This is a genomic window from Streptococcus shenyangsis (assembly GCF_006385785.1).
Taxonomy (GTDB): domain Bacteria; phylum Bacillota; class Bacilli; order Lactobacillales; family Streptococcaceae; genus Streptococcus; species Streptococcus shenyangsis.
In genome coordinates this window covers 1-25,562 of record NZ_VFSH01000013.1, presented here as the reverse complement: position 1 = coordinate 25,562, position 25,562 = coordinate 1, and the positions used below count along the sequence as shown (strand labels likewise).

At 39.5% G+C, this 25,562-nt stretch carries 26 protein-coding genes; 11 read left to right on the top strand and 15 right to left on the bottom strand.

Features of this window, described 5'->3' with window-relative positions; all coding sequences use genetic code 11:
* Positions 1 to 17 precede the first annotated feature (17 nt).
* Together FJR77_RS08685 and FJR77_RS08680 are read right to left on the bottom strand one after the other, a co-directional pair.
* The gene (locus FJR77_RS08685; protein ID WP_001096322.1) at positions 18 to 758 is read right to left on the bottom strand and encodes an amino acid ABC transporter ATP-binding protein; all 741 of its coding nucleotides are present in this window, start codon (positions 756 to 758) and stop codon (positions 18 to 20) included.
* A complete protein-coding gene (locus tag FJR77_RS08680; RefSeq protein ID WP_033680371.1) occupies positions 758 to 2,923 on the bottom strand; it encodes an ABC transporter substrate-binding protein/permease in 2,166 nt (721 codons plus the stop codon). Before FJR77_RS08680 ends, FJR77_RS08685 begins: the two co-directional genes overlap by 1 nt.
* A gap of 163 nt (positions 2,924 to 3,086) precedes the next feature.
* Between FJR77_RS08680 and FJR77_RS08675 the strand changes: the two genes are divergently transcribed.
* From FJR77_RS08675 to FJR77_RS08660, 4 genes are all read left to right on the top strand, one after another.
* A complete protein-coding gene (locus FJR77_RS08675; RefSeq protein ID WP_140834433.1) occupies positions 3,087 to 4,040 on the top strand; it encodes a CPBP family intramembrane glutamic endopeptidase in 954 nt (317 codons plus the stop codon).
* Positions 4,041 to 4,116: 76 nt separating this feature from the next.
* Positions 4,117 to 6,105: an excinuclease ABC subunit UvrB gene (gene uvrB, locus FJR77_RS08670; protein WP_140834431.1), complete on the top strand. Its 1,989-nt coding sequence runs from the start codon at positions 4,117 to 4,119 to the stop codon at positions 6,103 to 6,105.
* Between the two features lie 18 nt (positions 6,106 to 6,123).
* Positions 6,124 to 8,097 carry a DUF2971 domain-containing protein gene (locus tag FJR77_RS08665; RefSeq protein WP_235888728.1) on the top strand — a complete coding sequence of 658 codons (1,974 nt, stop codon included), beginning with the start codon at positions 6,124 to 6,126 and terminating at the stop codon, positions 8,095 to 8,097.
* A gap of 212 nt (positions 8,098 to 8,309) precedes the next feature.
* On the top strand, positions 8,310 to 8,777 hold the full coding sequence (locus FJR77_RS08660; RefSeq protein ID WP_140834429.1) for an 8-oxo-dGTP diphosphatase: 468 nt from the start codon (positions 8,310 to 8,312) through the stop codon (positions 8,775 to 8,777).
* Here the strand turns inward: FJR77_RS08660 and FJR77_RS08655 are convergent.
* The 5 genes from FJR77_RS08655 to coaB all read right to left on the bottom strand — a co-directional run bounded on the left by FJR77_RS08655 (position 8,774) and on the right by coaB (position 11,910).
* The gene (locus FJR77_RS08655; protein ID WP_000159189.1) at positions 8,774 to 9,289 is read right to left on the bottom strand and encodes a transcription repressor NadR; all 516 of its coding nucleotides are present in this window, start codon (positions 9,287 to 9,289) and stop codon (positions 8,774 to 8,776) included. The genes FJR77_RS08660 and FJR77_RS08655 overlap by 4 nt on opposite strands.
* An 11-nt stretch (positions 9,290 to 9,300) precedes the next feature.
* A complete protein-coding gene (locus FJR77_RS08650; protein ID WP_140834427.1) occupies positions 9,301 to 9,828 on the bottom strand; it encodes an ECF transporter S component in 528 nt (175 codons plus the stop codon).
* Between the two features lie 282 nt (positions 9,829 to 10,110).
* A complete protein-coding gene (locus FJR77_RS08645) occupies positions 10,111 to 10,674 on the bottom strand; it encodes an ECF transporter S component (protein ID WP_050103755.1) in 564 nt (187 codons plus the stop codon).
* Positions 10,658 to 11,209 (bottom strand): phosphopantothenoylcysteine decarboxylase, encoded by a 552-nt coding sequence (gene coaC, locus FJR77_RS08640; protein ID WP_140834425.1) that lies wholly within the window; start codon positions 11,207 to 11,209, stop codon positions 10,658 to 10,660. The genes FJR77_RS08645 and coaC overlap by 17 nt, the downstream gene beginning before the upstream one ends.
* An 11-nt stretch (positions 11,210 to 11,220) precedes the next feature.
* A complete protein-coding gene (coaB, locus tag FJR77_RS08635) occupies positions 11,221 to 11,910 on the bottom strand; it encodes a phosphopantothenate--cysteine ligase (protein WP_140834423.1) in 690 nt (229 codons plus the stop codon).
* Positions 11,911 to 12,139: 229 nt separating this feature from the next.
* Here coaB and FJR77_RS08630 point away from each other — a divergent pair, with 229 nt between their 5' ends.
* From FJR77_RS08630 to radC, 3 genes are all read left to right on the top strand, one after another.
* Entirely contained in the window at positions 12,140 to 13,810 is a 1,671-nt protein-coding gene (locus tag FJR77_RS08630; protein ID WP_140834421.1) for a formate--tetrahydrofolate ligase, read from the top strand.
* 268 nt (positions 13,811 to 14,078) lie between these two features.
* Positions 14,079 to 16,370 (top strand): DNA helicase PcrA, encoded by a 2,292-nt coding sequence (pcrA, locus tag FJR77_RS08620; protein WP_140834419.1) that lies wholly within the window; start codon positions 14,079 to 14,081, stop codon positions 16,368 to 16,370.
* A 42-nt stretch (positions 16,371 to 16,412) separates the two neighbouring features.
* Entirely contained in the window at positions 16,413 to 17,093 is a 681-nt protein-coding gene (gene radC, locus FJR77_RS08615; protein ID WP_000286933.1) for a RadC family protein, read from the top strand.
* Here the strand turns inward: radC and FJR77_RS08610 are convergent.
* From FJR77_RS08610 to FJR77_RS08580, 7 genes are all read right to left on the bottom strand, one after another.
* A complete protein-coding gene (locus FJR77_RS08610) occupies positions 17,090 to 17,779 on the bottom strand; it encodes a gamma-glutamyl-gamma-aminobutyrate hydrolase family protein (protein WP_140834417.1) in 690 nt (229 codons plus the stop codon). The genes radC and FJR77_RS08610 overlap by 4 nt on opposite strands.
* A gap of 17 nt (positions 17,780 to 17,796) precedes the next feature.
* Entirely contained in the window at positions 17,797 to 18,438 is a 642-nt protein-coding gene (locus tag FJR77_RS08605) for a redox-sensing transcriptional repressor Rex (protein WP_020901411.1), read from the bottom strand.
* A gap of 82 nt (positions 18,439 to 18,520) precedes the next feature.
* The gene (locus FJR77_RS08600) at positions 18,521 to 18,736 is read right to left on the bottom strand and encodes a DUF4649 family protein (RefSeq protein WP_061759713.1); all 216 of its coding nucleotides are present in this window, start codon (positions 18,734 to 18,736) and stop codon (positions 18,521 to 18,523) included.
* Positions 18,737 to 18,743: 7 nt separating this feature from the next.
* On the bottom strand, positions 18,744 to 19,091 hold the full coding sequence (locus tag FJR77_RS08595) for a DUF1831 domain-containing protein (RefSeq protein ID WP_000863540.1): 348 nt from the start codon (positions 19,089 to 19,091) through the stop codon (positions 18,744 to 18,746).
* Between the two features lie 4 nt (positions 19,092 to 19,095).
* Positions 19,096 to 20,211, bottom strand: coding sequence for a cysteine desulfurase family protein (locus FJR77_RS08590; RefSeq protein ID WP_140834415.1), 1,116 nt, complete (start codon positions 20,209 to 20,211; stop codon positions 19,096 to 19,098).
* Between the two features lie 9 nt (positions 20,212 to 20,220).
* Positions 20,221 to 21,180 carry a ribose-phosphate diphosphokinase gene (locus FJR77_RS08585; RefSeq protein ID WP_001283819.1) on the bottom strand — a complete coding sequence of 320 codons (960 nt, stop codon included), beginning with the start codon at positions 21,178 to 21,180 and terminating at the stop codon, positions 20,221 to 20,223.
* 112 nt (positions 21,181 to 21,292) lie between these two features.
* Positions 21,293 to 21,862, bottom strand: coding sequence for a CYTH domain-containing protein (locus FJR77_RS08580; RefSeq protein WP_140834414.1), 570 nt, complete (start codon positions 21,860 to 21,862; stop codon positions 21,293 to 21,295).
* Between the two features lie 127 nt (positions 21,863 to 21,989).
* On the opposite strand from FJR77_RS08580, the gene FJR77_RS08575 reads away from it, so the two are divergent.
* From FJR77_RS08575 to pta, 4 genes are read left to right on the top strand one after another with little or no spacing between them, the layout of a single operon-like run.
* A complete protein-coding gene (locus FJR77_RS08575; RefSeq protein WP_000171685.1) occupies positions 21,990 to 22,661 on the top strand; it encodes a GTP pyrophosphokinase in 672 nt (223 codons plus the stop codon).
* Positions 22,645 to 23,463 (top strand): NAD kinase, encoded by an 819-nt coding sequence (locus tag FJR77_RS08570; RefSeq protein WP_140834412.1) that lies wholly within the window; start codon positions 22,645 to 22,647, stop codon positions 23,461 to 23,463. The genes FJR77_RS08575 and FJR77_RS08570 overlap by 17 nt, the downstream gene beginning before the upstream one ends.
* Positions 23,460 to 24,356 carry an RluA family pseudouridine synthase gene (locus FJR77_RS08565; RefSeq protein ID WP_001209996.1) on the top strand — a complete coding sequence of 299 codons (897 nt, stop codon included), beginning with the start codon at positions 23,460 to 23,462 and terminating at the stop codon, positions 24,354 to 24,356. The genes FJR77_RS08570 and FJR77_RS08565 overlap by 4 nt, the downstream gene beginning before the upstream one ends.
* 43 nt (positions 24,357 to 24,399) lie before the next feature.
* A complete protein-coding gene (gene pta / locus FJR77_RS08560) occupies positions 24,400 to 25,374 on the top strand; it encodes a phosphate acetyltransferase (RefSeq protein ID WP_140834410.1) in 975 nt (324 codons plus the stop codon).
* 93 nt (positions 25,375 to 25,467) lie between these two features.
* Here the strand turns inward: pta and FJR77_RS08555 are convergent.
* The coding region (locus FJR77_RS08555; protein ID WP_140834408.1) for an IS3 family transposase at positions 25,468 to 25,562 on the bottom strand (95 nt) is incomplete at its 5' end.

Below are 25,562 nucleotides of genomic sequence, written 5' to 3'. Positions count from 1 at the left end.
ATCCTTACAGTTTGAGTTTAGACGTTTAAGACCTTGTCCAAGAACTCTTTCAGACGTGGGTGTTGAGGGTTATCAAAGATTTGATCAGGTGTTCCGTCTTCAAGGAATTCACCATCTGCAGTAAAGATAACGCGGTTGGCAACCTGACGGGCAAATCCCATCTCATGGGTTACGATAATCATGGTCATGCCTTGTTCAGCCAATTCCTTCATAACGTTTAGTACGTCTCCGACCATCTCAGGATCAAGGGCAGAAGTTGGTTCATCAAAGAGCATGATGTCTGGATTCATTGCTAGTCCACGAGCGATGGCCACACGTTGTTTTTGTCCTCCTGATAGGCTATCTGGGTTAGCATTAGCTTTATCTGCTAGCCCAACTTTGTCAAGCAACTCCATTCCCAATTTCTCAGCTTCTTCCTTAGTCATCAACTTGTGCTCAATTGGAGCAAAAGTAATGTTGTCCAATACAGACATGTGAGGGAAGAGATTGAAGTGTTGGAATACCATTCCGATATTTTCACGGACGTGGTCAACGTTGGTTGTTTTTTCAGTTAAGTCATAACCGTTCACAGTGATGTGACCGCTCGTAACTTCTTCTAGAAGATTGAGACTACGAAGGAAAGTTGACTTACCAGAACCTGAAGGCCCGATGATACAGACAACGTCTCCTTCATAGAACTTAGTCGTAATTCCTTTTAGGACCTTATTTTTTCCATATTGCTTATGTAAGTCATTTACATCAATTTTTAATTTTGCCATTAACGAATCCTCTTTTCTAAGCGTTTCGCTAGTCTAGTCAAAAGTGTGATAATTACAAGATAGAAGATAGCAAGGATTGCATACATCTTGAAACTTTGGTAGTTACGGGCAATGATAATCTTACCAGTTTGGAAGAGTTCAACCAAACCGATAGCAGATACGATAGTTGTATCTTTAAGAGCGATAACGAATTGGTTAACAAAGTTTGGCAACATTAATTTAGTTGCTTGTGGCAAGATAATCTTACGCATGGTTTTTCCATAAGAGATACCCAAGCTTCGGCTGGCTTCCATTTGACCAACTGGAACGGCCTGAATACCACCACGAACGATTTCAGCGATATAAGCCGCTGCATTGAGTGAGAGGGCAATAGTACCGGCTACGAAGTCGTTAATTGGACTTTGTTGGCCTGTGATAGATTCGATGAAGTTTGGAATTCCCCAGAAGATGAAGGCTGCAAGAATCATCAATGGAATACCACGGATAACGTCAACGAAAATCTCAGAGATCACACGAAGAGATTTGTAGGGGCTGACACTAAACATACCGAAGATAATCCCGATAACAATGGCAATAGCAAATGAGATAAGAGCTAGAGCAAGAGTGATACCAAGCCCACTAAGGAGTTGTTTGTAGTTGTTTTGGAGCAAGCCCCAGATAGTTGTCTCATCAACAGTGCTTGTTGAAGCAGATGAAGATTCGCTAGCTAGGTATTTATCAAGAATCTTTTGGAATTCCCCGTTTGCTTTAAGATTTGCAAGTCCGTTGTTGAACATTTCAATCAATTCTGGATTTGCTCCTTTTTTAACGGCAAAGGCTGTTTCACCGATTGGAGTTCCAGCGATTGGAGTTTTCAATTTTTGACCTTGGCTGATAGAATATTTGAGAACAGGTTCATCATCCATAACGGCATCGATTGCCCCAGTGTTTAAACTGTCATACATTGAAGAACCATCAGCAAAAGTTTTGATTTTGTAACCGTATTTGCTTTGATTTTCTGTTAGGAAGGTTTGAGAAGCAGTTCCGTTTTTAACACCGACTGTCTTCCCTTTCAAGTCTTCATAAGAAGCAATAGTGCTTGATTCTTTGACACCAAGGATAGTATTAGCAGTGTAGTATGATTCTGAGAAGTCAAAAGTTGCCTTACGAGCATCTGTAACAGACATACCAGCAATGATACCATCTGCTTGACCAGCTTGGACAGCGCTGATAGCTGCATCAAAACCAGGGTTGGTGATTTCGATTTCAAAACCTTGGTCTTTAGCGATTGCCTTAATCAATTCCATATCAATACCAGTAAATTGGTTACTTGAATTTTGGAAAACAAAAGGTGCAAAAGAAGAATCGCTGGCAATGATGTATTTAGCCTTAACAGGAATGGCTTTTAATCCTGCTAGAGTAGTTGTAGTTGGCACTGCTGAAGATGATGAAGCAGTCCATTTCTTGATGATTTTATCAAGGCTACCATCTTTTTTCATTTCAGCCAAGGCTTGGTTAAATTCAGTAACCAGGTGCTCGTATTTGCTACCTTTTTTCACACCGAAAGCAAAGCTACCTACAGCTTCACCATCCATTTCAATATGGAGGTCTTGACCTTGGTTAATGGCATATTCGATAACAGGTTTATCATCCATCATGGCATCAATGGCACCAGCACTCAAGCTGTTGTTCATCAAATCACCAGTATCAAATGTTTTAATGCTAAAACCGTATTTATCTTTGATTGTTTCAAGGAAACGTTGAGCGGCAGTTCCGTTTTTAACACCAACAGTTTTACCTTTTAATTGATCATACTGACTAATCTTGTGTGACTTTGTAGTTGCAATGACAACTTTTGTATCATAGTAAGTATCAGACATGGTGAAAACTTTTTCACGTTCTGCAGTCTTTGTCATTCCTGCCATGATTGCGTCAGCTTGACCAGCTTGAACCGCATTTACCGCTGCGTCAAATCCAGGATAGGACATCTGAATGTTCCATCCTTTAATCTCAGCGACTTTGTTAATAATGTCAACATCAATTCCTTTATAAGTTTGATCTGAATCTTTAAACTCAAACGGTGCATAGGCGGTATCAGACACAATCTTAATCGTCTCAGCTTTTGCAATACCTAATGAGAAAATTGGGAATAAAATTAGCAAAAATGCTAGAAATTTTTTCTTCATTTTTAGTCTCCTTTTCCGAATATTTTCCCATTATATCAGAAAAAACAAAAAAATGCAAATCATGAGGTTTTTATGTTAGAAAATATAACATAGATTCTTTCTTGAATTGCTACTATAAAGTGCTATAATAATAGTATATAATGGAAGAAAAGAGGACAGGGATATGAAGAACAAAAGAATATTTAAAGACTTCCAGGCTTCAAAAATGAGTTTAAATATTTACACAAGCCCCTTGTTAGCCTTTGTTTTTGTCTTTATAGGAGAGTTTGTGGCTTATACTTTGTATGGTATTAGTTTGTTAGCTCTTATCGGACTTGCTAGAAATTTTGGAGAGACTGGTCAAAATCTTGCAACTTACTTGCAGACCTTGCAGCAGAGCTTGATGGATAGAACAAGTGACTTTCGTTTAATTTTATCATTGCTGTCCTTTGGTTTTATTCTCAATACTGTGTTCAGATGGACAAGAAAAGTTGAGAAAAGACCTATTCGGACCTTGGGATTTTATAGAGAGAATTTCCTCAGCAATCTTTTTAAAGGATTTGGTCTAGGCCTGGCACTCTTTCTTCTGACCTTGTTAGCTTTAGTGGCCTTGGGTCAATATCGTTTGGAGTCTATTCACTTGAATCCTTATTCCATTTTCTTTGTTGTCTTTACTATCCCATTTTGGATTTTACAGGGGACAGCAGAAGAAGTGGTGTCCCGTGCTTGGCTCCTTCCTCAATTGTCCTCAAGAACGAATCTAAAACTTGCTGTCGTCATATCTAGCCTATTCTTTACCTTCCTTCATGTGAGCAATTCTGGTCTTACACCTCTATCTCTAGTGAATCTCTTCTTATTTGGAGTTGCCATGGCTCTTTACCTTCTCAAAACCGATACAGTTTGGGGTGTTGCAGGTATTCATGGGGCTTGGAATTTTGCTCAGGGCAATCTCTTTGGGATTTTAGTTAGTGGTCAGCCATCAGGAACGTCTTTGATGACCTTTTTACCACAAGGCAATCAAGATTGGCTATCAGGTGGTTCTTTTGGGATTGAAGGTTCTATCATGACAAGTCTAGTTTTATTACTGCTGATTGTCTATCTCGCTTATCAATTAAAGAAAGAAAATGAAATGATGTGACTTCGGTCCGTCCTTTTCTTCGTGAAAATGCTACAAGTATGTTAAAATAGGAATAGCACATGGAGAGAGGATTCTTATGATCAATCGCATTACAGACAATCAATTTAAATTAGTATCAAAATACCAACCATCAGGAGATCAACCCCAAGCTATCGAGCAGTTGGTAGATAACATTGAGGGGGGAGAAAAAGCTCAGATTCTCATGGGGGCGACTGGTACAGGGAAGACCTATACCATGAGTCAGGTCATTTCCAAAGTCAATAAACCAACTCTGGTTATTGCCCACAATAAAACTCTAGCAGGACAGCTCTATGGGGAGTTTAAGGAATTTTTCCCTGAAAATGCTGTTGAATACTTTGTGTCTTACTATGATTATTACCAACCTGAGGCCTATGTCCCTTCTAGCGATACCTATATTGAGAAGGATAGTTCTGTTAACGATGAGATTGACAAACTCCGTCACTCAGCGACTTCAGCCCTTTTGGAGCGTAATGATGTTATTGTCGTGGCCTCAGTCTCTTGTATCTATGGTTTGGGTTCGCCAAAGGAATACGCCGACAGTGTCGTGAGTCTGCGTCCAGGTTTAGAGATTTCTCGTGATAAACTTTTGAATGATTTGGTCGATATTCAGTTTGAACGCAATGATATTGATTTCCAACGGGGAAGATTTCGTGTTCGTGGGGATGTGGTGGAGATTTTCCCAGCTTCCCGAGATGAACACGCTTTTCGAGTAGAATTCTTTGGAGATGAGATTGATCGTATCCGCGAAGTGGAGGCTTTGACAGGTCAAGTCCTTGGCGAAGTGGATCATTTGGCGATTTTCCCAGCGACTCACTTTGTGACCAATGACGACCACATGGAAGTTGCCATTGCCAAGATTCAAGCAGAATTAGAAGAACAACTAGCTGTCTTTGAGAAGGAAGGTAAACTGCTTGAAGCCCAACGTTTGAAACAGAGGACAGAGTATGATATCGAAATGCTGCGTGAGATGGGTTATACCAACGGGGTTGAGAACTATTCACGTCACATGGATGGACGGAGTGAGGGTGAGCCTCCTTATACCCTTCTCGACTTCTTCCCAGATGATTTCTTGATTATGATTGACGAGAGTCACATGACAATGGGGCAAATCAAGGGCATGTACAATGGAGACCGTTCGCGTAAAGAAATGCTGGTTAATTATGGTTTCCGTTTGCCGTCTGCCTTGGACAATCGACCTTTACGCCGTGAGGAGTTTGAAAGTCATGTGCACCAGATTGTCTACGTTTCAGCGACACCTGGTGACTATGAAAATGAACAGACCGAGACAGTGATCGAGCAAATCATTCGACCGACTGGGCTCTTGGATCCTGAAGTGGAAGTCCGTCCGACTATGGGACAGATTGATGATCTCTTAGGTGAAATCAATGCCCGTGTTGAAAGGAACGAACGTACCTTTATTACAACCTTGACCAAGAAAATGGCTGAAGACTTGACTGACTACTTCAAAGAAATGGGCATCAAGGTCAAGTACATGCACTCGGATATCAAGACTTTAGAGCGGACAGAGATTATTCGAGATTTACGATTGGGAGTCTTTGATGTCTTGGTCGGCATCAATCTTCTTCGTGAAGGGATTGATGTACCTGAAGTAAGTTTAGTTGCCATTCTCGATGCTGACAAGGAAGGCTTCCTTCGTAATGAGCGTGGACTCATTCAAACCATTGGTCGTGCTGCTCGTAATAGCGAAGGGCATGTGATCATGTATGCTGATACTATGACTCAATCTATGCAAAAAGCCATCGATGAAACTGCCCGCCGTCGTCAGATTCAGATGGCTTATAATAAAGAACACGGTATCGTGCCACAAACTATTAAGAAGGAAATACGTGATCTTATTTCTGTTACCAAAACTGTGGCTAAAGAAGAGGACAAGGAAGTCGATATCAATAGCCTTAACAAACAAGAACGCAAAGAATTGGTCAAGAAACTGGAAAAACAAATGCAAGAAGCCGTCGAAGTGCTTGATTTCGAGTTAGCTGCTCAGATCCGAGATATGATGTTGGAAGTCAAGGCTTTGGGGTAGGTTTTAGAAGGAGATGAAATGGAAAAGTTAAATTATTTTACAAATGAAATCAATCCATATGATTTAGTAGAGATTTTTAGAAATATGGATGAAATTGAATTAAGAATTGAGCTAACAAATCTTATAAATGATTATTTAGTTCTAACTAAAGAAGATCAATTTAAATATGTAGAGCATATTATCATAGTGATTAGGCATCATTCAGAAAATATAAAAGAATTAAAAAATGAGCTCAATGCTTTTTTAAAAGTTTATTTAGAATTCCCTGAAGAAGAGCAAATTAAGAATTTGTATGACATTTTTTTGCTAATCAGTTATGTCGAAGAATATATTTTTATTTCAGTACAAAGAAAGATTTTAGAGAGTTTTGGCGACATTATTTCCCGAAAAATAAAAGCACAAAATACTGATTCTGAATTTGATAATATCTGTTTTTGGTATTCACATTGTTTATATGACTATTTGAATAAAATAGAAGATGTAGATGCCAATATTGCTTTTTTTGAAGAAGATTCTCCTTTCTTGACGATTCTTAATTGGGTAATTGAAATACCATCTACTGAAAAAAACGTTATTGTTTCTTCAGTTTTTTCAGTTTTTTATATGGCATTAATCGAAGGAAAAGTTTCAAGAGAAACAAAGATATTTTTGATACAGAAACTAAAAAGTATAATTGATTTCATAATAAAAACATACAATTTTGAAGCTATTGATTATTGGTATTTTTCACTAGATAAGAAAATATCTATTTTTCAAATGGAGCACCTTGGAACAATTAATGACTTATACATAGAGAATCCTCGAGCTGATTATGTCGAGGAATACCTTGATTTTTTAGCACGACACTTTAATGAAGTTATTGAATCATCCGAAGAAGTTATTGAATCATGCATAAAAGTTATTAGTAGTATTGAAAAGAAAAATGACTCAGATATTATTCGAGATCAAGTAATCCAATTACTCGAAAGATTTGACAATGATACATTGGATGAAGAGGGAGATTCCAGTTTTATTCTCTCTTCAGATACTGATAAACTTTTGAATCAAGCTGATGATATCATTTATGATATTCGTTCAAAATTGAAAGTTGATGTTAAAGATTTTCAAACAATTGCTTCCTTTGGACATTATACTAAGATTGACACATTAACAAGTTTTCTTATAAGAGCTGACTGGAAAGATGACAATGAAAATGATTCTAAAGTAAAATCTCCGTTTTTACGACTGACCCATCTAAAACAGTTAAATGACCCAATGGAGGGAAGAGCGATCTACGATTATTTAGGGATGGATAATACATTTTTCCATAACTATCAAACTTCAAATGTGTTTATATCTTCCTTAACTGTAGTTTCTGATAGTTTACCTATGTGGAAGGAGTATGCTGATTCCTCTCAAGGTGCATTTCTTGAATATGATAAGACTTATCTTGAAGGCATTGTTGCACATAAATACATTGAGTTTGTTAAAATTCATTATTTAGATTTGAACTCAGATAAGAAAGAAGAATCGGATGTCGATAAATCTCTTTCTAGGTTAAAACAAATTTTTGAAAAATTACAGGATCTTAAAGCTGAAAAAGAATTAATAAGTTTTGCTGAGAAATTGAAGAAGATTTCTTACCTTTTTAAAGTTAAAGACTATGAGTATGAAATGGAGTATCGTATTTTAATTAATTTAGATGATACTGCTATTCAAAAAATTATTAATAGAGATGGTAATGATTTATCAAATGAGAATTTTTTGAAGAAAGAAGAGATTGGGTTAGAAATTTTTGATAAAGTTAACTATAATGATTATAGGAAGCATATCGTATTAAGCCCGAAAGATAATGGTAGATATGATTTATTTGTATACATCAATCTGGCTCCTTTAAAATATTCGAAGGTTATCCTCGGTCCAAAAGTTACGGATGCTGACTATATTGCTCCTTATCTCAAACTTGCTAATCCTGAAATAGAGATAGAAAGTTCAAAAATCCCTTATCGTTAAGTTGAGAACGATTTAGAGTAGAAGATGGAATGGTAGAATTTATTTCAAACGGATAGATAATTCAGAGACACCAGATTCCTTATATGAGTTTTCTTACTACTATTGTGCTAAAGGATGGCGTTCAGGTAGTAGTGTCTTTTTAAAGTTTCAGAGTTATAAGGTAATTAAGTTTAAAGTGAAAGATAATTCAAAATTAGAAAGCGAGTAAATTTATGTCCCGTTCCCAATTAACGATTTTAACAAATATTTGTCTGATTGAAGACCTCGAAACTCAGCGCGTGGTGATGCAGTATCGTGCTCCTGAAAACAATCGCTGGTCTGGTTATGCCTTTCCAGGAGGCCATGTAGAAAATGGCGAATCTTTCGTAGAGTCTGTCATTCGTGAGATCTACGAAGAAACAGGGTTGACTATTCAGAATCCTCAACTTGTCGGCATTAAAAATTGGCCACTAGATACAGGTGGGCGCTATATTGTCATTTGTTATAAGGCGACCGAGTTTACTGGAACTCTTCAATCTTCAGAAGAAGGAGAAGTTTCTTGGGTGCAAAAAGACCAGCTTCCAAACTTGGATCTGGCCTATGATATGTTACCTTTGATGGAAATGATGGAAGCTCCTGACAAATCAGAGTTTTTCTACCCTCGCCGTACAGAAGATGATTGGGAGAAGAAAATCTTCTAGTCTTTTACTAAATAACCAAGTTGATCCAAGGCCTCCTCGATATAGTGGAGGTCTTGTTGTGTTTCAGCTTCGACTAGGTGGTAATGGATGCCATCTGTTAATTCAGACAGAGGTCTAAAATCAGAATGCTCGACTTGTTCTAGAAAATGTTGCACATCTCTGCGACAAGACAGTTTCAGCAAGGTTTCAATTTCTCCATAAACGGGATGGTCAATCAAGGTATTTTGAACACGTCCACCATTATCTACGATAGCAAGGAGTTCCTGCCCGATTTCTTCAACTTCATGTTTAACTTTGAAAAGTTTGTGGACGTATGGATTGACATCAACTTGCTTATAGACGTAGCCACGATTGGTGGATAGGATAGGAGCGCCATCGGCTCTCAAAATTGCAATGTCCTGGACAATGACCTGACGTGTGACATGAAAATGTTCCGCCAAACTTTGGCCATTGAGGGCTTTAGGAGCTTCTTTCAAGAGTTGGAGCAGGGCTTGTTTGCGATCTTTTGTCATAGTTCTTCCTTTTACCGGCGTTTTCGAAGCACTTTATAGACAGCTAGTGCTAATGTATAGTCTACCATACTATGGATGATTGTACCAAATCCAACTAGCACAAAGAGAACATAAAACATATTTTCTACATTAGTACCAGAAGTTGCGTAAAAAAGGACACAGGCTAATACTTCAGCAAGGGCATGAACGACAGCCAAAACAAAGTTGAAAATCCAGGAAGTTTTTGGTTTATCTAGTGTATCGGGGAATTTTTGTAGGTAAAGAGCTCCCAAAGTACCAAAAAAGATATGGGAAAAAGCTCGAAAAACGATAACCATAGGATAGCCAGCCATCAAAAATCCAAAACTAGAGGCTAGGATGACAAAAACTGCCATCAAGGGCGACAAGAACATAGCGATAAAAATAGCGATATGGCTCCCCAAAGTGTAAGAAGCAGGTGGAATGACAATCTTAAAGGGCATAACAATTGGAATCAAAATCGCAATAGCCGTTAAAAGGGCTGTCATTGTCATAAATTGTGTCTTTTTCCGTGTATTCATAAGAATCTCCTTTTTAACTGTATATACACTAGTATAGTACTATAAACAAGACAATAAAGCAAGGATTTACTTAGGTTTATAGGTCATTTTTATAGTAGATTGAAATAAGATATGAACAAAGAGATTAGGAAAGTCAAATTAATTTCTAGAAACGTTTTAGAATCCTTGGTGTAATATTCTAGGTTAAATCCACTATAGTTAGATATTGGTAAAGATTTCACTAATAATAGTAACTATATCAAACAAAATCTCCACCTTCAGGTTTGAAAGTGGAGATTGTTTTTATTTTTTTAAAGTCTGTAGTCGTGGAACAATGGCTAGGGTTAGAACTGCGGAAATGACTAATTCGGCAATGGAGTTTGTTGAGATAACGGTTGCTAAGAGTTTTTGGATATTACCATCAAAGACATTTCCAAAAAGGTAGAAAATTCCACCAAGTACAAAGACTGTGTTGGTAAGTGAGCCTAGGGCACCAGCTAAAATCAGACCAGTCTTGTTTTTCATTAGTTTATAGACTAGATAAGGAGTTAAACCAATCAAAATACGTGGGACGATGGCAATGATAGCTGAGTAGATGTTTCCATTTGGTACAAATGGTGAGAAGAGGTAGCTTGTCGGTAGAATTGTAATAGTGTTAACGGTCAAGCTAAGAAGTCCCATCAAAAATCCAAGTGTAACCCCAACTCGTGGACCATAGATAATGCTGGCAATAATGACAGGAATATGAACAATGGTCGGTTTGATTGGAAATGGAAAAAGATTAAAGGCAAGCGAGCTCAGAAAGTGTATCACGAGCATGGTTGCAAAAAAGATAGCAATAGGTGCAATATTAGAGCGTTTTTTCATCGAGAGTTTCCTCTATTCTTTCTAAAATAATTGTGAGGTCGGCTAAGGCTCCTCTTCCGTGGTCTCCACAAGCTAGTAAAGATTCCTTAGGAGAAATTAGCTGATAGCCGTAGGTTTCTAATGTTTTCAGATTAGCCTGAGTTGCTGGATGTTCATACATCTTTGTATTCATAGCAGGTGCGATGAGTTTAGGAATATTTTTTGGCAAGGCTAGAGCTATGCTGGTTACCATGTTGTCAGCATAGCCGTGGGCTAGCTTTGCAATTGTGTTAGCTGTTCCAGGGGCTACGATAAATAAGTCTGCCTTTTTTCCAAGTTCGATATGATTAATCTGATTAGGATAGGGTTCCTTCATGACATCAAGGTGGACAGGATTCTGTGATAAGACCTGTAGTGTCAAAGGTTGGATAAACTCTGTAGCGGCCTGAGTCATTAAAACCGTGACTTGATGACCTTGTTTTTTTAGAGAACTGACTAAATCTGCCGACTTGTAAGAGGCGATTGACCCTGTTACAGCCAAGAGAATATGTGCCATATCTTTCCTTTCTAAGAATGGTAGGCTTGAATTTTTTCAAGGAGGAGTTCTGCAATTTCTTCTTTAGTCTTGACTGTTTGAAGCTGATCTTTCTCAACAAAGATTGCACGATGCTTGTCTGTTGAAATTTGAGTTTGGTCATTTGCAATGATTAAGTCTGCTTGATTCTTGATAAGACTTTTTCGGGCAATCTCGATGAGATAATCCTCAGAGACATCAACAAGCAGTTTGAAACCAATCAGATGAATAGTAGGATTCCATTCCTTGACTAGAGAGATGATTTTGGGTGTTTTTTTAAGGAACAAAACCTGAACCTCATCAGTTGAAGAAATCTTAGTCTGATGATTTTGCTTGCTTAAAAACTCTTCTATATTGGAGCTAGCTTGGACTTCCTCAAGCCCTGTCATATAGACAGGAGTGTAGTCAGAAACAGCCATTGAGTGGATTAAGACCTGATAATCCTGAACACGTTCTTGCATTTCCAGAAGAAGGTCCTTGGTATTGTTAATTTCTATAATATTTAGGTTGGGATGAGCTTTTGGCTTCAGAGCTCGTTTTGTTGTAATCAAACAAACTTCATACCCTGCAGCAAGCAAGGTTTCTGTGATGATTTTGCCCAAGCGACCGGTAGAATGGTTAGTGATAGAGCGGACGCTATCAATAGCTTCACTGGTACCGCCCGATGTAACTAAAATTTTCATAGCACTATTGTACACAAAAATAAACGGTAAGTAAAATGAAAGCGATAAATTTTTGGTAAAAACGGAGATTTACTATAGTTTCAAACTATAAAGCCATATAAAATTTAAGAAAGGGCTCTAAAAACCTTAAAAATAGGGATATTTACGAACGTTTAGAGAGTTTTTGGATGTTAAAAATCTTGTTTTGTGTTATAATGAATTATCATATAAGAGGTTAGAGGAGTTTTGAATGAAAACAGATATTGAAATCGCACAGAGTATTGAGTTGAAACCAATCGTTGATGTTGTAGAGAAACTTGGTATTTCTTACGACGATTTGGAGTTGTATGGAAAGTACAAGGCTAAGCTTAGCTTTGATAAAATTCGTGCAGTTGAGAGCAATCCAGTTGGGAAATTGATTTTGGTTACTGCCATCAATCCAACACCTGCAGGCGAAGGAAAATCAACTATTACCATTGGTCTTGCGGATGCCTTGAACAAGATTGGCAAGAAAACCATGATTGCTATCCGCGAACCATCTCTTGGTCCAGTAATGGGGATTAAGGGGGGTGCTGCAGGAGGTGGCTACGCTCAAGTTTTACCAATGGAGGACATCAATCTCCACTTTACTGGGGATATGCATGCCATTACAACTGCCAACAACGCCCTTTCTGCCTTGATTGACAACCACTTGCACCAAGGCAATGAGCTGGGAATTGACCAACGTCGTATCCTCTGGAAACGTGTAGTGGACTTGAACGACCGTGCTCTTCGCCATGTGACTGTTGGACTTGGTGGCCCTCTAAACGGTATTCCTCGTGAGGATGGCTTTGACATTACCGTCGCTTCTGAAATCATGGCGATTCTTTGCTTGGCAACAGACATCGAGGACTTGAAACACCGTTTGGCCAATATCGTTATCGGTTATCGTTATGAACGTACACCAGTTTCTGTAGGTGATTTGCAGGTTGAAGGTGCCTTGGCTTTGATTTTGAAGGATGCGATTAAGCCAAACTTGGTTCAGACAATTTATGGAACGCCTGCTTTTGTACACGGTGGTCCATTTGCCAATATTGCTCACGGATGTAATTCAGTCTTGGCAACAAGCACAGCCCTTCACTTGGCTGATTACACAGTTACTGAAGCTGGTTTCGGTGCAGACCTTGGTGCCGAGAAATTCCTTGATATTAAGACACCAAACTTGCCAACATCTCCAGATGCAGTAGTTATTGTTGCAACCCTTCGTGCCCTTAAGATGAATGGTGGCGTGGCTAAAGACGCTTTGACAGAGGAAAATGTAGAAGCAGTTAGAGCAGGTTTTGCCAACTTGAAACGCCATGTTGAAAATATCCGTAAATTTGGAGTACCTGCAGTTGTAGCAATCAATGAATTTGTTTCTGATACAGAAGCTGAAATTGCAGCCTTGAAAGAACTTTGTGCCTCAATCGATGTACCAGTTGAGTTGGCAAGTGTCTGGGCTGATGGTGCAGAAGGTGGAGTAGCTCTTGCTGAAACGGTTGTCAAGACTATCTCTGAAAATCCAGCTAACTACAAACGTTTGTACGATAATGACCTTTCTGTCCAAGAAAAGATTGAAAAGATTGTTACTGAAATCTACCGTGGTAGCAAAGTAAACTTTGAGAAGAAAGCTCAAACACAAATCGCTCAAATCGTTCAAAACGGTTGGGACAAATTGCCAATCTGTATGGCTAAGACTCAGTACAGTTTCTCAGACAATCCAAATGCACTTGGAGCACCTGAAAACTTTGAAATTACCATTCGTGAATTAGTACCAAAATTAGGGGCAGGCTTTATCGTTGCTCTAACTGGCGATGTTATGACCATGCCAGGCCTTCCAAAACGACCAGCTGCTCTCAACATGGATGTTGAAAGCGATGGAACAGTATTAGGTTTGTTCTAGTATATTGAAATTGACTTTATACTCTTCGAAAATCTCTTCAAACCACGTCAGCTTCACCTTGCCGTACTCAAGTACAGCCTGCGGCTAGCTTCCTAGTTTGCACTTCGATTTTCATTGAGTAATAAATGAGTTTGGAAATTGTAATCCAAGCTCATTTTTTTATCTAGATATAAGGAGTTGCCTTCTAGACGCAACCAGTCTAGGTAAAGATATTTTCCCTGATTTCTGATATAATAGAAATATTGACTTCAAGAGTAAGGAAGAGAAGATGAACGCATTATTAAATGGAATGAATGACCGTCAGGCTGAGGCGGTGCAAACGACAGAAGGTCCCTTGTTAATCATGGCAGGGGCTGGCTCTGGGAAGACTCGAGTTTTGACCCACCGCATTGCTTATTTGATTGATGAAAAGCTAGTCAATCCTTGGAATATCTTGGCCATTACCTTTACCAACAAGGCTGCGCGTGAGATGAAAGAGCGTGCTTATAACCTTAATCCAGCTACTCAGGACTGTCTGATTGCGACCTTCCACTCCATGTGTGTTCGTATTTTGCGTCGTGATGCGGACCATATTGGCTACAACCGCAATTTCACTATTGTAGATCCTGGGGAGCAGCGAACGCTCATGAAACGCATTCTCAAGCAGTTGAACTTGGATCCTAAAAAATGGAATGAACGAAGCATCTTAGGGACCATTTCCAATGCCAAGAATGACCTGATTGATGATGTAGCTTATGCTGCCCAAGCTGGCGATATGTATACGCAAATCGTGTCCCAGTGTTACACTGCTTACCAAAAAGAACTGCGTCAGTCGGAGTCAGTTGACTTTGATGATTTGATTATGCTGACCTTGCGTCTCTTTGATCAAAATCCTGATGTTTTGACCTACTATCAGCAGAAGTTCCAGTACATCCACGTTGATGAGTACCAAGATACCAACCATGCCCAGTACCAATTGGTCAAACTCTTGGCTTCGCGATTTAAAAATATCTGTGTGGTTGGGGATGCGGACCAGTCTATCTACGGTTGGCGTGGTGCTGATATGCAGAATATTTTGGATTTCGAGAAAGATTATCCCCAAGCCAAGGTTGTTTTGTTGGAGGAGAATTACCGCTCAACTAAAACCATTCTTCAAGCGGCCAACGAGGTCATTAAAAACAATAAAAACCGCCGTCCTAAGAATCTCTGGACCCAGAATGCTGAAGGGGAGCAAATCGTTTACTATCGTGCCAATGATGAGCTAGATGAGGCTGTATTTGTAGCCAGAACAATTGATGAACTAGGTCGTAGTCAAAACTTCCTTCACAAGGATTTTGCAGTTCTCTATCGTACAAATGCGCAGTCTCGTACTATTGAGGAAGCCTTGCTCAAGTCAAATATTCCTTATACCATGGTTGGAGGAACAAAGTTCTACAGCCGTAAGGAAATCCGTGATATTATCGCTTACCTCAACCTCATTGCCAATTTGAGTGACAATATCAGTTTTGAGCGTATTATCAACGAACCGAAACGTGGAATTGGGCCAGGCACTGTTGAGAAAATCCGTGATTTTGCAAATATGCAAAATGTGTCTATGATAGATGCTTCAGCAAACATCATGTTGTCTGGCATCAAAGGAAAAGCAGCCCAGTCTATCTGGGATTTTGCCAATATGATTCTGGATTTGCGGGAGCAACTGGACCAGTTAAGCATTACTGAGTTGGTTGAAGCAGTTCTAGAAAAAACAGGTTACATTGATATTCTTAATGCTCAAGCAACTCTGGAAAGTAAGGCTCGGGTTGAAAATATCGAAGAGTTCCTTTCTGTGACGAAAAACTTTGATGACACCTCTAATGTGTCAGAAGAGGAAACTGGTCTGGATAAACTGAGTCGTTTCTTAAATGATTTGGCCTTAATTGCAGACACAGATTCAGGTAGTCAGGAGACATCAGAAGTGACCCTGATGACCCTGCATGCTGCCAAAGGTCTCGAGTTTCCAGTTGTCTTTTTGATTGGGATGGAAGAAAATGTCTTCCCGCTTAGTCGTGCAGCTGAGGATCCAGATGAATTAGAAGAAGAACGCCGTCTGGCCTATGTAGGAATTACGCGTGCAGAGAAAGTCCTCTATCTGACCAATGCCAACTCGCGCCTGCTTTTTGGTCGTACCAACTACAACCGTCCGACTCGTTTTATTAACGAAATCAGTTCAGACTTGCTTGAATATCAAGGTCTGGCTCGTCCTGCAAATACAAGTTTTAAAGCGTCTTATAGCAGTGGTGCTCTTGCCTTCGGTCAAGGTATGAGTCTTGCCCAAGCTCTTCAAGACCGTAAACGTAGTGCTGCCCCAAGAACTATCCAATCAAGCGGTCTCCCATTTGGTCAATTTACAGCTGGCGCAAAATCAGCGTCTAGTGAGACAAATTGGTCCATTGGTGATATTGCCCTCCACAATAAATGGGGAGAGGGAACTGTTCTGGAAGTTTCAGGTAGCGGTGCTACGCAGGAGTTGAAAATCAATTTCCCAGAGGTTGGCCTGAAAAAACTTTTAGCCAGTGTAGCCCCAATTGAGAAAAAAATCTAATTTTTCATCCTTCTCACGAATAATAAAGTGAGGAGGATTTTTATGTACAGTATTTCATTCCAAGAAGATTCACTATTGCCAAGAGAAAGACTGGCCCAAGAAGGAGTAGAAGCGCTCAGTAATCAAGAGTTACTAGCTATTTTACTCAGAACAGGAACACGTCAGGCTAGTGTTTTTGAAATTGCCCAGAAAGTCTTGAGCAATCTTTCAAGCTTAACGGATTTAAAAAAAATGACCCTGCAGGAATTGCAGAGTCTGTCTGGCATCGGGCGAGTTAAGGCTATAGAATTGCAAGCTATGATTGAACTGGGGCATCGTATCCACAAACACGAGACCCTTGAAATGGAAAGTATTCTCAGCAGTCAAAAGTTAGCCAAGAAGATGCAACAGGAGTTGGGACATAAAAAACAAGAGCACCTGGTGGCGCTCTATCTCAATACTCAAAATCAAATCATCCATCAACAGACAATTTTTATCGGTTCTGCAACTCGTAGTATAGCTGAACCGCGAGAGATTCTTCACTATGCAATCAAGCATATGGCGACTTCTCTCATCTTGGTCCACAATCATCCTTCAGGAGCGGTAGCACCTAGTCGAAATGATGATCATGTCACTAAACTTGTCAAAGAAGCCTGCGACCTGATGGGGATTGTTCTCTTGGACCATTTGATTGTCTCTCATTCTAATTACTTCAGTTATCGTGAAAAGACAGATTTAATCTAAAGTTCATTGACGACATAGTCAAAGAGGTTTTTATCCTTGGGACGATTTTCAAATAGAAATTCTGGGTGCCATTGGACACCGAGAAAGGCAACATCATCCGTACTTATGACAGCTTCAATGATACCATCTTTAGGATCATGAGCCGCAATCTTTAAATTTGGTGCTAAATCTTTGATACTCTGGTGGTGGAAGGAGTTGATATGAGAGATTTCTCCATAGATTTCTCGAAGAACAGTGTTTGGTTCTGTCACCAAGCGTTGGGTTGTGTACTCAGCAGAAGAATCCTGCCAGTGGTCTTCGATATCTTGATACAGAGTCCCACCCATAGCAACGTTAAAGAGTTGAGTCCCACGACAGATGGAGAAAATTGGCTTTTTCTGTTTGATAGCTTCCTTAATGAGGGACAGTTCGAAGATATCTCTTTGAAGGTGGTAGTCATCGCTATCAATAGTTTTTGGTTCACCATAGAATTTTGGATCAACATTTTGCCCACCTGTTAAGATGAGCTTGTCAATCATACTGATATAGTGGCAGGCCATTTCTTGATCACCAATCGGTAGGATGATGGGAATCCCTCCAGCGTCTTTAACGCTTTCAACAAAGCCTTTTGCTACGTAGCTCATCATGATGTCATCATCTGGATGAGTTTTTTCGTTTCCTGTAATCCCAATAACTGGTTTTTTCATAAAATGATTTTCGCTTTCTAATCCTCTTTTCGCATGAAGTAGAGGAGGGTTTGGAGTTCACTTGTCAAATCAACATATTGAACGACCACGTCTTTTGGTAAATGAAGATGAACTGGTGAAAAACTGAGAATTCCTTTCACGCCAGCATCAACCAAGAGATTAGCGACCTCTTGTGACTTAACGCTGGGAACGGTCAGGATAGCAGTCTTAACATCAGCATCCTTGATTTTTTCTTTGATTTGAGAAATCCCGTAAATAGGAATTCCATCAGGAGTTTGCGTACCGACTTCAGGATGGTCATCTAGGTCAAAGGCCATGATGATTTTCATCTTGTTACGCTCGTGGAAACGGTAGTGTAGCAGGGCATGCCCCATATTTCCAATACCAACCAGCATGACATTGGTAATAGAGTTATCATTGAGCAAATCGGCAAAAAATGTCATCAGTTTTTTGACATCATAGCCAAAACCACGACGACCAAGTTCACCAAAATAGGAAAAATCCCGACGTACGGTCGCAGAATCAATACCGATGGCCTCTGCAATTTGTTTAGAGTTGGCACGTTCAATCTTTTCTGCATGAAATCTCTTAAAAATTCGATAGTAGAGAGAGAGTCTTTTTGCTGTAGCTTTTGGAATAGCGGACTGTTTATCTTTCACAAAATCACAACCTTTCTATTCTTCTATTTTATAGAAACATTGTGAAAAAATCAACAAAAATAAGAAAAAACTAAGAAAAATCTTAGTTTTGATGTAAAAAATCTGCATGTGATAGAAAACGGTAGAGGTCTCCGACTAGTCCTTGGTAAACTTCCTGTCCCTCAAAAGTCAAAGAAGTCACATAAAGTGTATCTGGTAGGGTCACACATCCTGACAAAGCCAGCATGAGAGCCTCATAATCTTCATACTTGAGAGTACGCTCTACATGATAGCTGTCTTTATAGGTCAGTTTAAACATATAGGACCTATCTTTCAGATTTTGTAAAGACACCACGTTCTACCAAACTATCCATGAGGAAATAGAATTTTTCCTGATGAATGTGGTGGTCTTCTGATTTGAAAATATCAACCAGACGGAGACCAAACTTGTCAGTGATATTGATTTTAGCCCCTGTTAGCTCTTTATTGATAATGATTTTGAGTTGGAAGCCTTCACCGCTGTTTGGAACTTTTTCAAGTAAGCGAGTCAGTTCATAGTTACCAACCTTTGTCTCAAAAAAAGTATTGTCCTTGAGGGTAAACTTTTTAACAGAAGGGCTAAGAGTGTAGTCGTAACGACAATTTTTTAACTGAATGGTTTTTTCAAATGCCATATGGCTAACCTCCGATAATTTCTTTTAAGGTTTTTGCGAGGGTTTGTAGGTCTTCAACAGTATTTTGTGGCGACAAACTGATACGAACGGATTCCTTCAAGCGTTCTGAATTTGCTCCGTACATAGCTTCAAGAACATGGCTCGATTGAACAATGCCTGCGGTACAGGCTGAGCCAGTAGAGATTGAAATTCCAGCTAAATCTAGACGAAGGAGTAAGAGATCATTTTTCTGACCAGGAAATCCAATATTGAGAACATAAGGAAGATGGTGTTGTCCTTTATTCAGGTAATACTGAACTCCCTCAAGCTCCGCAAGAAAGGCAGTTTCTAGATTTTGTACATGTTGGAAATGTTCTTCTTGCTTTTCTAAATCTTCTTTTAGGGCTGCAACCATTCCTACTATGGCAGCTAGATTTTCAGTACCTGCACGTTTTTTCTGTTCTTGGTCTCCACCATGGAGATAGGAATCAAAGTCCATGCTAGATGCGTAGAGAAAGCCGATTCCCTTAGGGCCATGAAATTTATGGGCAGAAGCAGTGAGAAAATCAATGCCCAATTCTTCTGGATGAATAGGGATTTTTCCAATAGCCTGAACTGCATCAACATGATAGGCAACAGGGTGTTGCTTGAGTATTTGGCCAATTTTAGCAATGGGAAGTAGGTTTCCTGTCTCATTATTGGCAAACATGGTAGAAACCAAAATCGTATCATCGCGTAAGGCCTCTTGAATTTGCTGGGCGGTGATTTCTTGATTTTCTGGCTGGATAATGGTTGCTTCAAAACCAAAGTGATGAACCAAGTAATCAATGGTTTCAAGGACAGCATGGTGCTCGATGGCAGTTGTGATAATATGTTTTCCTCGTTCTTGGTGACGAAGGCAGTAGCCAATGATAGCAGTATTGTTGCCCTCAGTCCCACCAGAAGTGAAAAAGATATGTTGAGGTTTTGTCCCCAATAACTGGGATAGTTCCTGTCGGGCTTCTCGCAAAAGCTTGCCAGCTTGACGACCATGCCCATGGATACTAGATGGATTGCCATGGGTTTCTTGTAAAACCTTGGTCATAGCTGAAATAGCAACTGCTGACATAGGAGTCGTTGCAGCATTGTCCAAATAAATCAAAGAATCACCTTATTTCTTTTTGTTGTAAGCAAAGAGTGGGCTGACTGGTTTTCTTTCGTGGATACGTACGATAGCGTCACCAATTAACTCACTAGCAGTGATGTAGCATACGTTTTTAGGAGTTTTTTCTTTTGTTGCTACTGAATCAGTCACAAGAATTTCTTTAATACTAGTATTGTCAAGAAGTTCAGCAGCTCCTTCGACGAAGAGACCGTGGCTAGAAACAGCATAAATTTCTGTAGCCCCTTCACGTTCAACGATTTTAGCAGCTTCAGAGAAGGTACGTCCTGTATTTAAAATATCATCAATCAAGATAGCTTTCTTACCTTCAACATCACCAATGATATAGCCTTCGTTGCGAGTTGCATCGTCTTGAGGGTAGTCGATAATGGCGATAGGAGCATCAAGATACTCAGCCAAGCTACGAGCGCGTTTGACACCTGAATTTTTAGGGCTGACGACAACAACATCTGACCCAAGTAGTCCCTTATCGCAGTAATGTTTTGCAAATAGGGGAACTGTGAAGAGGTTATCGACAGGGATATCAAAGAAGCCTTGAACCTGAACAGCATGCAAATCAAGAGTAAGGATACGATCAACACCAGCTTTAACCAGCATATTGGCAACTAGTTTAGCTGTAAGTGGCTCACGTGGTGAAGCAATGCGGTCTTGACGTGCATAGCCAAAATATGGAAGGACAACGTTTATACTGTGGGCACTTGCGCGAACACAAGCATCGACCATGATTAGTAATTCCATTAGGTGGTTGTTAACAGGGAAACTTGTTGATTGGATGATGTAAACATCATAACCACGGACACTTTCTTCGATATTCACTTGGATTTCTCCGTCTGAAAATTGACGTGATGACAGTTTTCCAAGTGGGACACCAACAGCTTGAGCAATTTTTTGTGCAATCTCTTGGTTAGAGTTGAGTGCGAAAAGTTTCATATTTTTTCTATCTGACATTATAGACCGTCCTCTGTAAACTTCATAAATCCTAGTTATATATGTTTTGCATATATGAACTGGGATTCGTGTATTTTTATCTCTTCTATTTTACCAAAAAATGGAGATTATTTCAGCTATTTTTCATGCTTTTGACAAATCGAACTAATTTTGAGGGAGCTTTTTGGTAGGAAATCTGATTTTTCTCTAAAAATTGTTGGAAATCCTGTTTGCCTTGCTCATGATCTTCCACTTCAAGCTCTAATTCGTAATCTGTCATATTAAAGTACTGACTCTCATCCAGTGCCATGAGGCCAATAGCTGTTTTCATTTCATAGCGAAGCGTTGTTAGACAACCAAGGACATGCCATTTCTTGTTTTGTATACCGTGTTTAGCCAATTCATCAAGAACCAGCCCCTGAGGAAGTTCTTCCTTACTCAGATAATCTTCAGCATCTTTTAGCTGCAATTTTTGATTGTATTCCATGTTTCCAACACTTTGCGGGACTTTGAGTGTCAATTCCGCCCAGTCTTCAAAGGTTCGAATACGCATAGCGACTTTCTTTTCTCGTAGTTCAAAATCAGGCGTGTCAATGTAGTAATTTTTTTGAAGAATAGGAGTGATACCAGTGAACTGGTTTTTTAGACGATTATATTCATCTTTTTTCAATAGTGTTTTCAATTCAATTTCTAAATGTTTCATTTTTCTTACCTTTTCTTTATCGTTGAAAGCGGATTTATGTTATAATAGCTTTGTATTTATTGTATATAAATCTGGAGAAAAAATCAAAGATATTTTTGAAGGATAATATGAGAACAAGGGAGAATATATGACCTTAGAATGGGAAGAATTTCTAGATCCTTACATTCAAGCTGTTGGTGAGTTAAAAATTAAACTACGTGGTATTCGTAAGCAATATCGCAAGCAAAATAAGCATTCTCCGATTGAGTTTGTGACTGGTCGAGTCAAGCCAATTGAGAGTATAAAAGAAAAAATGGCCCGTCGAGGCATTACTTATGCGACCTTGGAACACGATTTACAGGATATAGCTGGTTTGCGTGTGATGGTCCAGTTTGTAGATGATGTCCAAGAAGTTGTGGCTATTTTGCGCAAGCGTCAGGATATGCGGATCATACAGGAGCGAGATTACATTACTCATCGAAAGGCTTCAGGCTACCGTTCCTATCACGTGGTAGTAGAATATACGGTTGATACTATCAATGGAGCCAAGACTATTTTGGCAGAAATTCAAATTCGTACCTTGGCTATGAATTTCTGGGCAACAATAGAACATTCTCTCAACTACAAGTACCAAGGGGATTTCCCAGAGGAGATTAAGAAGCGACTGGAAATTACATCTAAGATTGCCCATCAGCTAGATGAAGAAATGGGTAAAATTCGTGATGACATTCAAGAAGCTCAGGCACTTTTTGATCCTTTGAGCAGAAAATTAAATGATGGTGTAGGAAACAGTGACGATACAGATGAAGAATACAGGTAAACGAATTGACCTGATAGCTAATAGAAAACCACAGAGTCAAAGGGTTTTGTATGAATTGCGAGATCGTTTGAAGAGAAATCAGTTTATACTCAATGATACCAATCCAGATATCGTTATTTCCATTGGTGGGGATGGCATGCTCTTGTCGGCCTTTCATAAGTACGAAAATCAGCTTGACAAGGTACGCTTTATCGGTGTTCATACGGGACATTTGGGCTTCTATACGGACTATCGTGATTTTGAGTTGGACAAGCTAGTAACTAATTTGCAGCTAGATACAGGAGCAAGAGTCTCTTACCCTGTTCTAAATGTGAAGATCTTTCTTGAAAATGGTGAAGTAAAGATTTTTAGAGCACTAAATGAAGCCAGCATCCGCAGGTCGGATCGAACCATGGTGGCAGATATTGTGATTAATGGAGTTCCCTTTGAACGTTTTCGTGGAGATGGGGTGACAGTGTCAACTCCGACTGGTAGTACGGCCTATAACAAGTCGCTCGGTGGAGCTGTTTTACACTCTACCATTGAAGCTTTGCAATTAACGGAAATTGCCAGCCTTAATAATCGTGTCTATCGAACGCTGGGCTCTTCCATTATTGTTCCTAAGAAGGATAAGATTGAACTTATTCCAACGAGAAACGATTATCATACTATTTCGGTTGACAATAGCGTTTATTCCTTCCGAAATATTGAGCGTATTGAGTATCAAATCGACCATCATAAGATTCACTTTGTCGCATCACCTAGCCACACCAGTTTCTGGAATCGTGTTAAGGATGCTTTTATTGGCGAGGTGGATGAATGAGGTTTGAATTTATCGCAGATGAGCATGTCAAGGTTAAGACCTTTTTGAAAAAGCACGAGGTTTCTAAGGGGCTGCTGGCCAAGATTAAGTTTCGAGGCGGAGCTATTCTGGTCAATGACCAACCGCAAAATGCAACTTATCTATTGGATGTTGGAGACCGAGTTATCATCGATATTCCTGCTGAGGAGGGATTTGAAACTCTAGAAGCTATCGAGCGCCCACTGGATATTCTCTATGAGGATGACCATTTTCTAGTCTTAAATAAACCCTATGGAGTGGCTTCTATTCCTAGTGTCAATCACTCCAATACCATTGCCAATTTTATCAAGGGTTACTACGTCAAGCAAAATTATGAAAATCAACAGGTTCACATTGTGACCAGACTTGATAGAGATACTTCTGGCTTGATGCTCTTTGCAAAACACGGCTATGCCCATGCACGATTAGACAAGCAGTTGCAGAAAAAGTCTATCGAGAAACGCTATTTTGCTTTGGTTAAAGGTGAGGGATACTTGGAGCCAGAGGGGGAAATTATTGCTCCTATTGCGCGTGATGAAGACTCTATTATCACCAGACGGGTGGCTAAAGGTGGAAAGTATGCCCATACATCCTACAAGATTGTAGCTTCTTATGGAAATATTCACCTGGTAGATATTCGTTTGCACACTGGACGAACCCACCAAATTCGAGTCCATTTTTCTCATATTGGTTTTCCTTTGTTGGGAGATGATTTGTACGGAGGTAGTCTGGACGACGGCATTCAACGTCAGGCCTTGCATTGCCATTACCTATCCTTCTATCATCCATTTTTAGAACAGGACTTGCAGTTAGAAAGTCCCTTGCCGGATGATTTCAGTAACCTTATTACTCAGTTATCAACTAATACTCTATAAAAACTGTTTCAGAGTATAATTATTATCTTAAAGGAGAAAACTCATGGAAGTTTTTGAAAGTCTCAAAGCCAACCTAGTTGGTAAAAATGCTCGTATCGTTCTCCCTGAAGGGGAAGAGCCTCGTATTCTCCAAGCAACTAAACGTTTGGTAAAAGAAACAGAAGTGATTCCTGTTTTGCTTGGAAATCCTGAAAAAATTAAAATTTATCTTGAAATTGAAGGGATCATGGATGGTTATGAAGTCATTGACCCTCAACATTATCCTCAATTTGAAGAAATGGTTGCTGCCTTGGTAGAGCGTCGTAAAGGCAAAATGTCTGAAGAAGATGCACGCAAGATTTTGGTTGAAGATGTCAATTACTTTGGTGTTATGTTGGTTTACTTGGGCTTGGTTGATGGAATGGTATCTGGAGCTATTCACTCAACAGCTTCAACCGTACGTCCAGCCCTACAAATCATCAAAACTCGTCCAAATGTGACTCGTACTTCAGGTGCCTTCCTCATGGTTCGTGGTACGGAACGTTACCTATTTGGAGACTGTGCTATCAATATCAATCCTGATGCAGAAGCCTTGGCTGAAATTGCCATCAACTCAGCAATTACAGCTAAGATGTTTGGCATCGAGCCTAAAATTGCTATGCTAAGCTATTCTACTAAAGGTTCAGGATTTGGTGAGAGCGTCGATAAGGTTGTAGAAGCAACTAAAATTGCTCACGACTTGCGTCCTGACCTTGAAATCGATGGTGAGTTGCAATTTGATGCAGCCTTTGTTCCAGAAACTGCAGCTCTGAAAGCTCCTGGAAGTACGGTAGCTGGTCAAGCAAATGTTTTCATCTTCCCAGGTATCGAAGCAGGAAATATTGGCTACAAGATGGCTGAACGTCTTGGTGGCTTTGCGGCTGTAGGACCTGTTTTGCAAGGTTTGAACAAGCCAGTTAACGACCTCTCTCGTGGATGTAATGCTGATGATGTCTACAAGTTGACCCTTATCACAGCAGCTCAAGCAGTTCATCAATAAAGAGAAGTTGTACTAAATAATTCGTATTTATAATCAAAAAACGCATAGTATCAAGTGCTGAATGTACTGACCCCAAAAAGTTAGACAATCAATTTATCCGAAGGATTTAGTTCTGTATTGCACAGGACTGAGTCCTTTTAGTTTTACCTTAATTCGTTTATTGTTGTAGTAATCAATATAGTCTACAA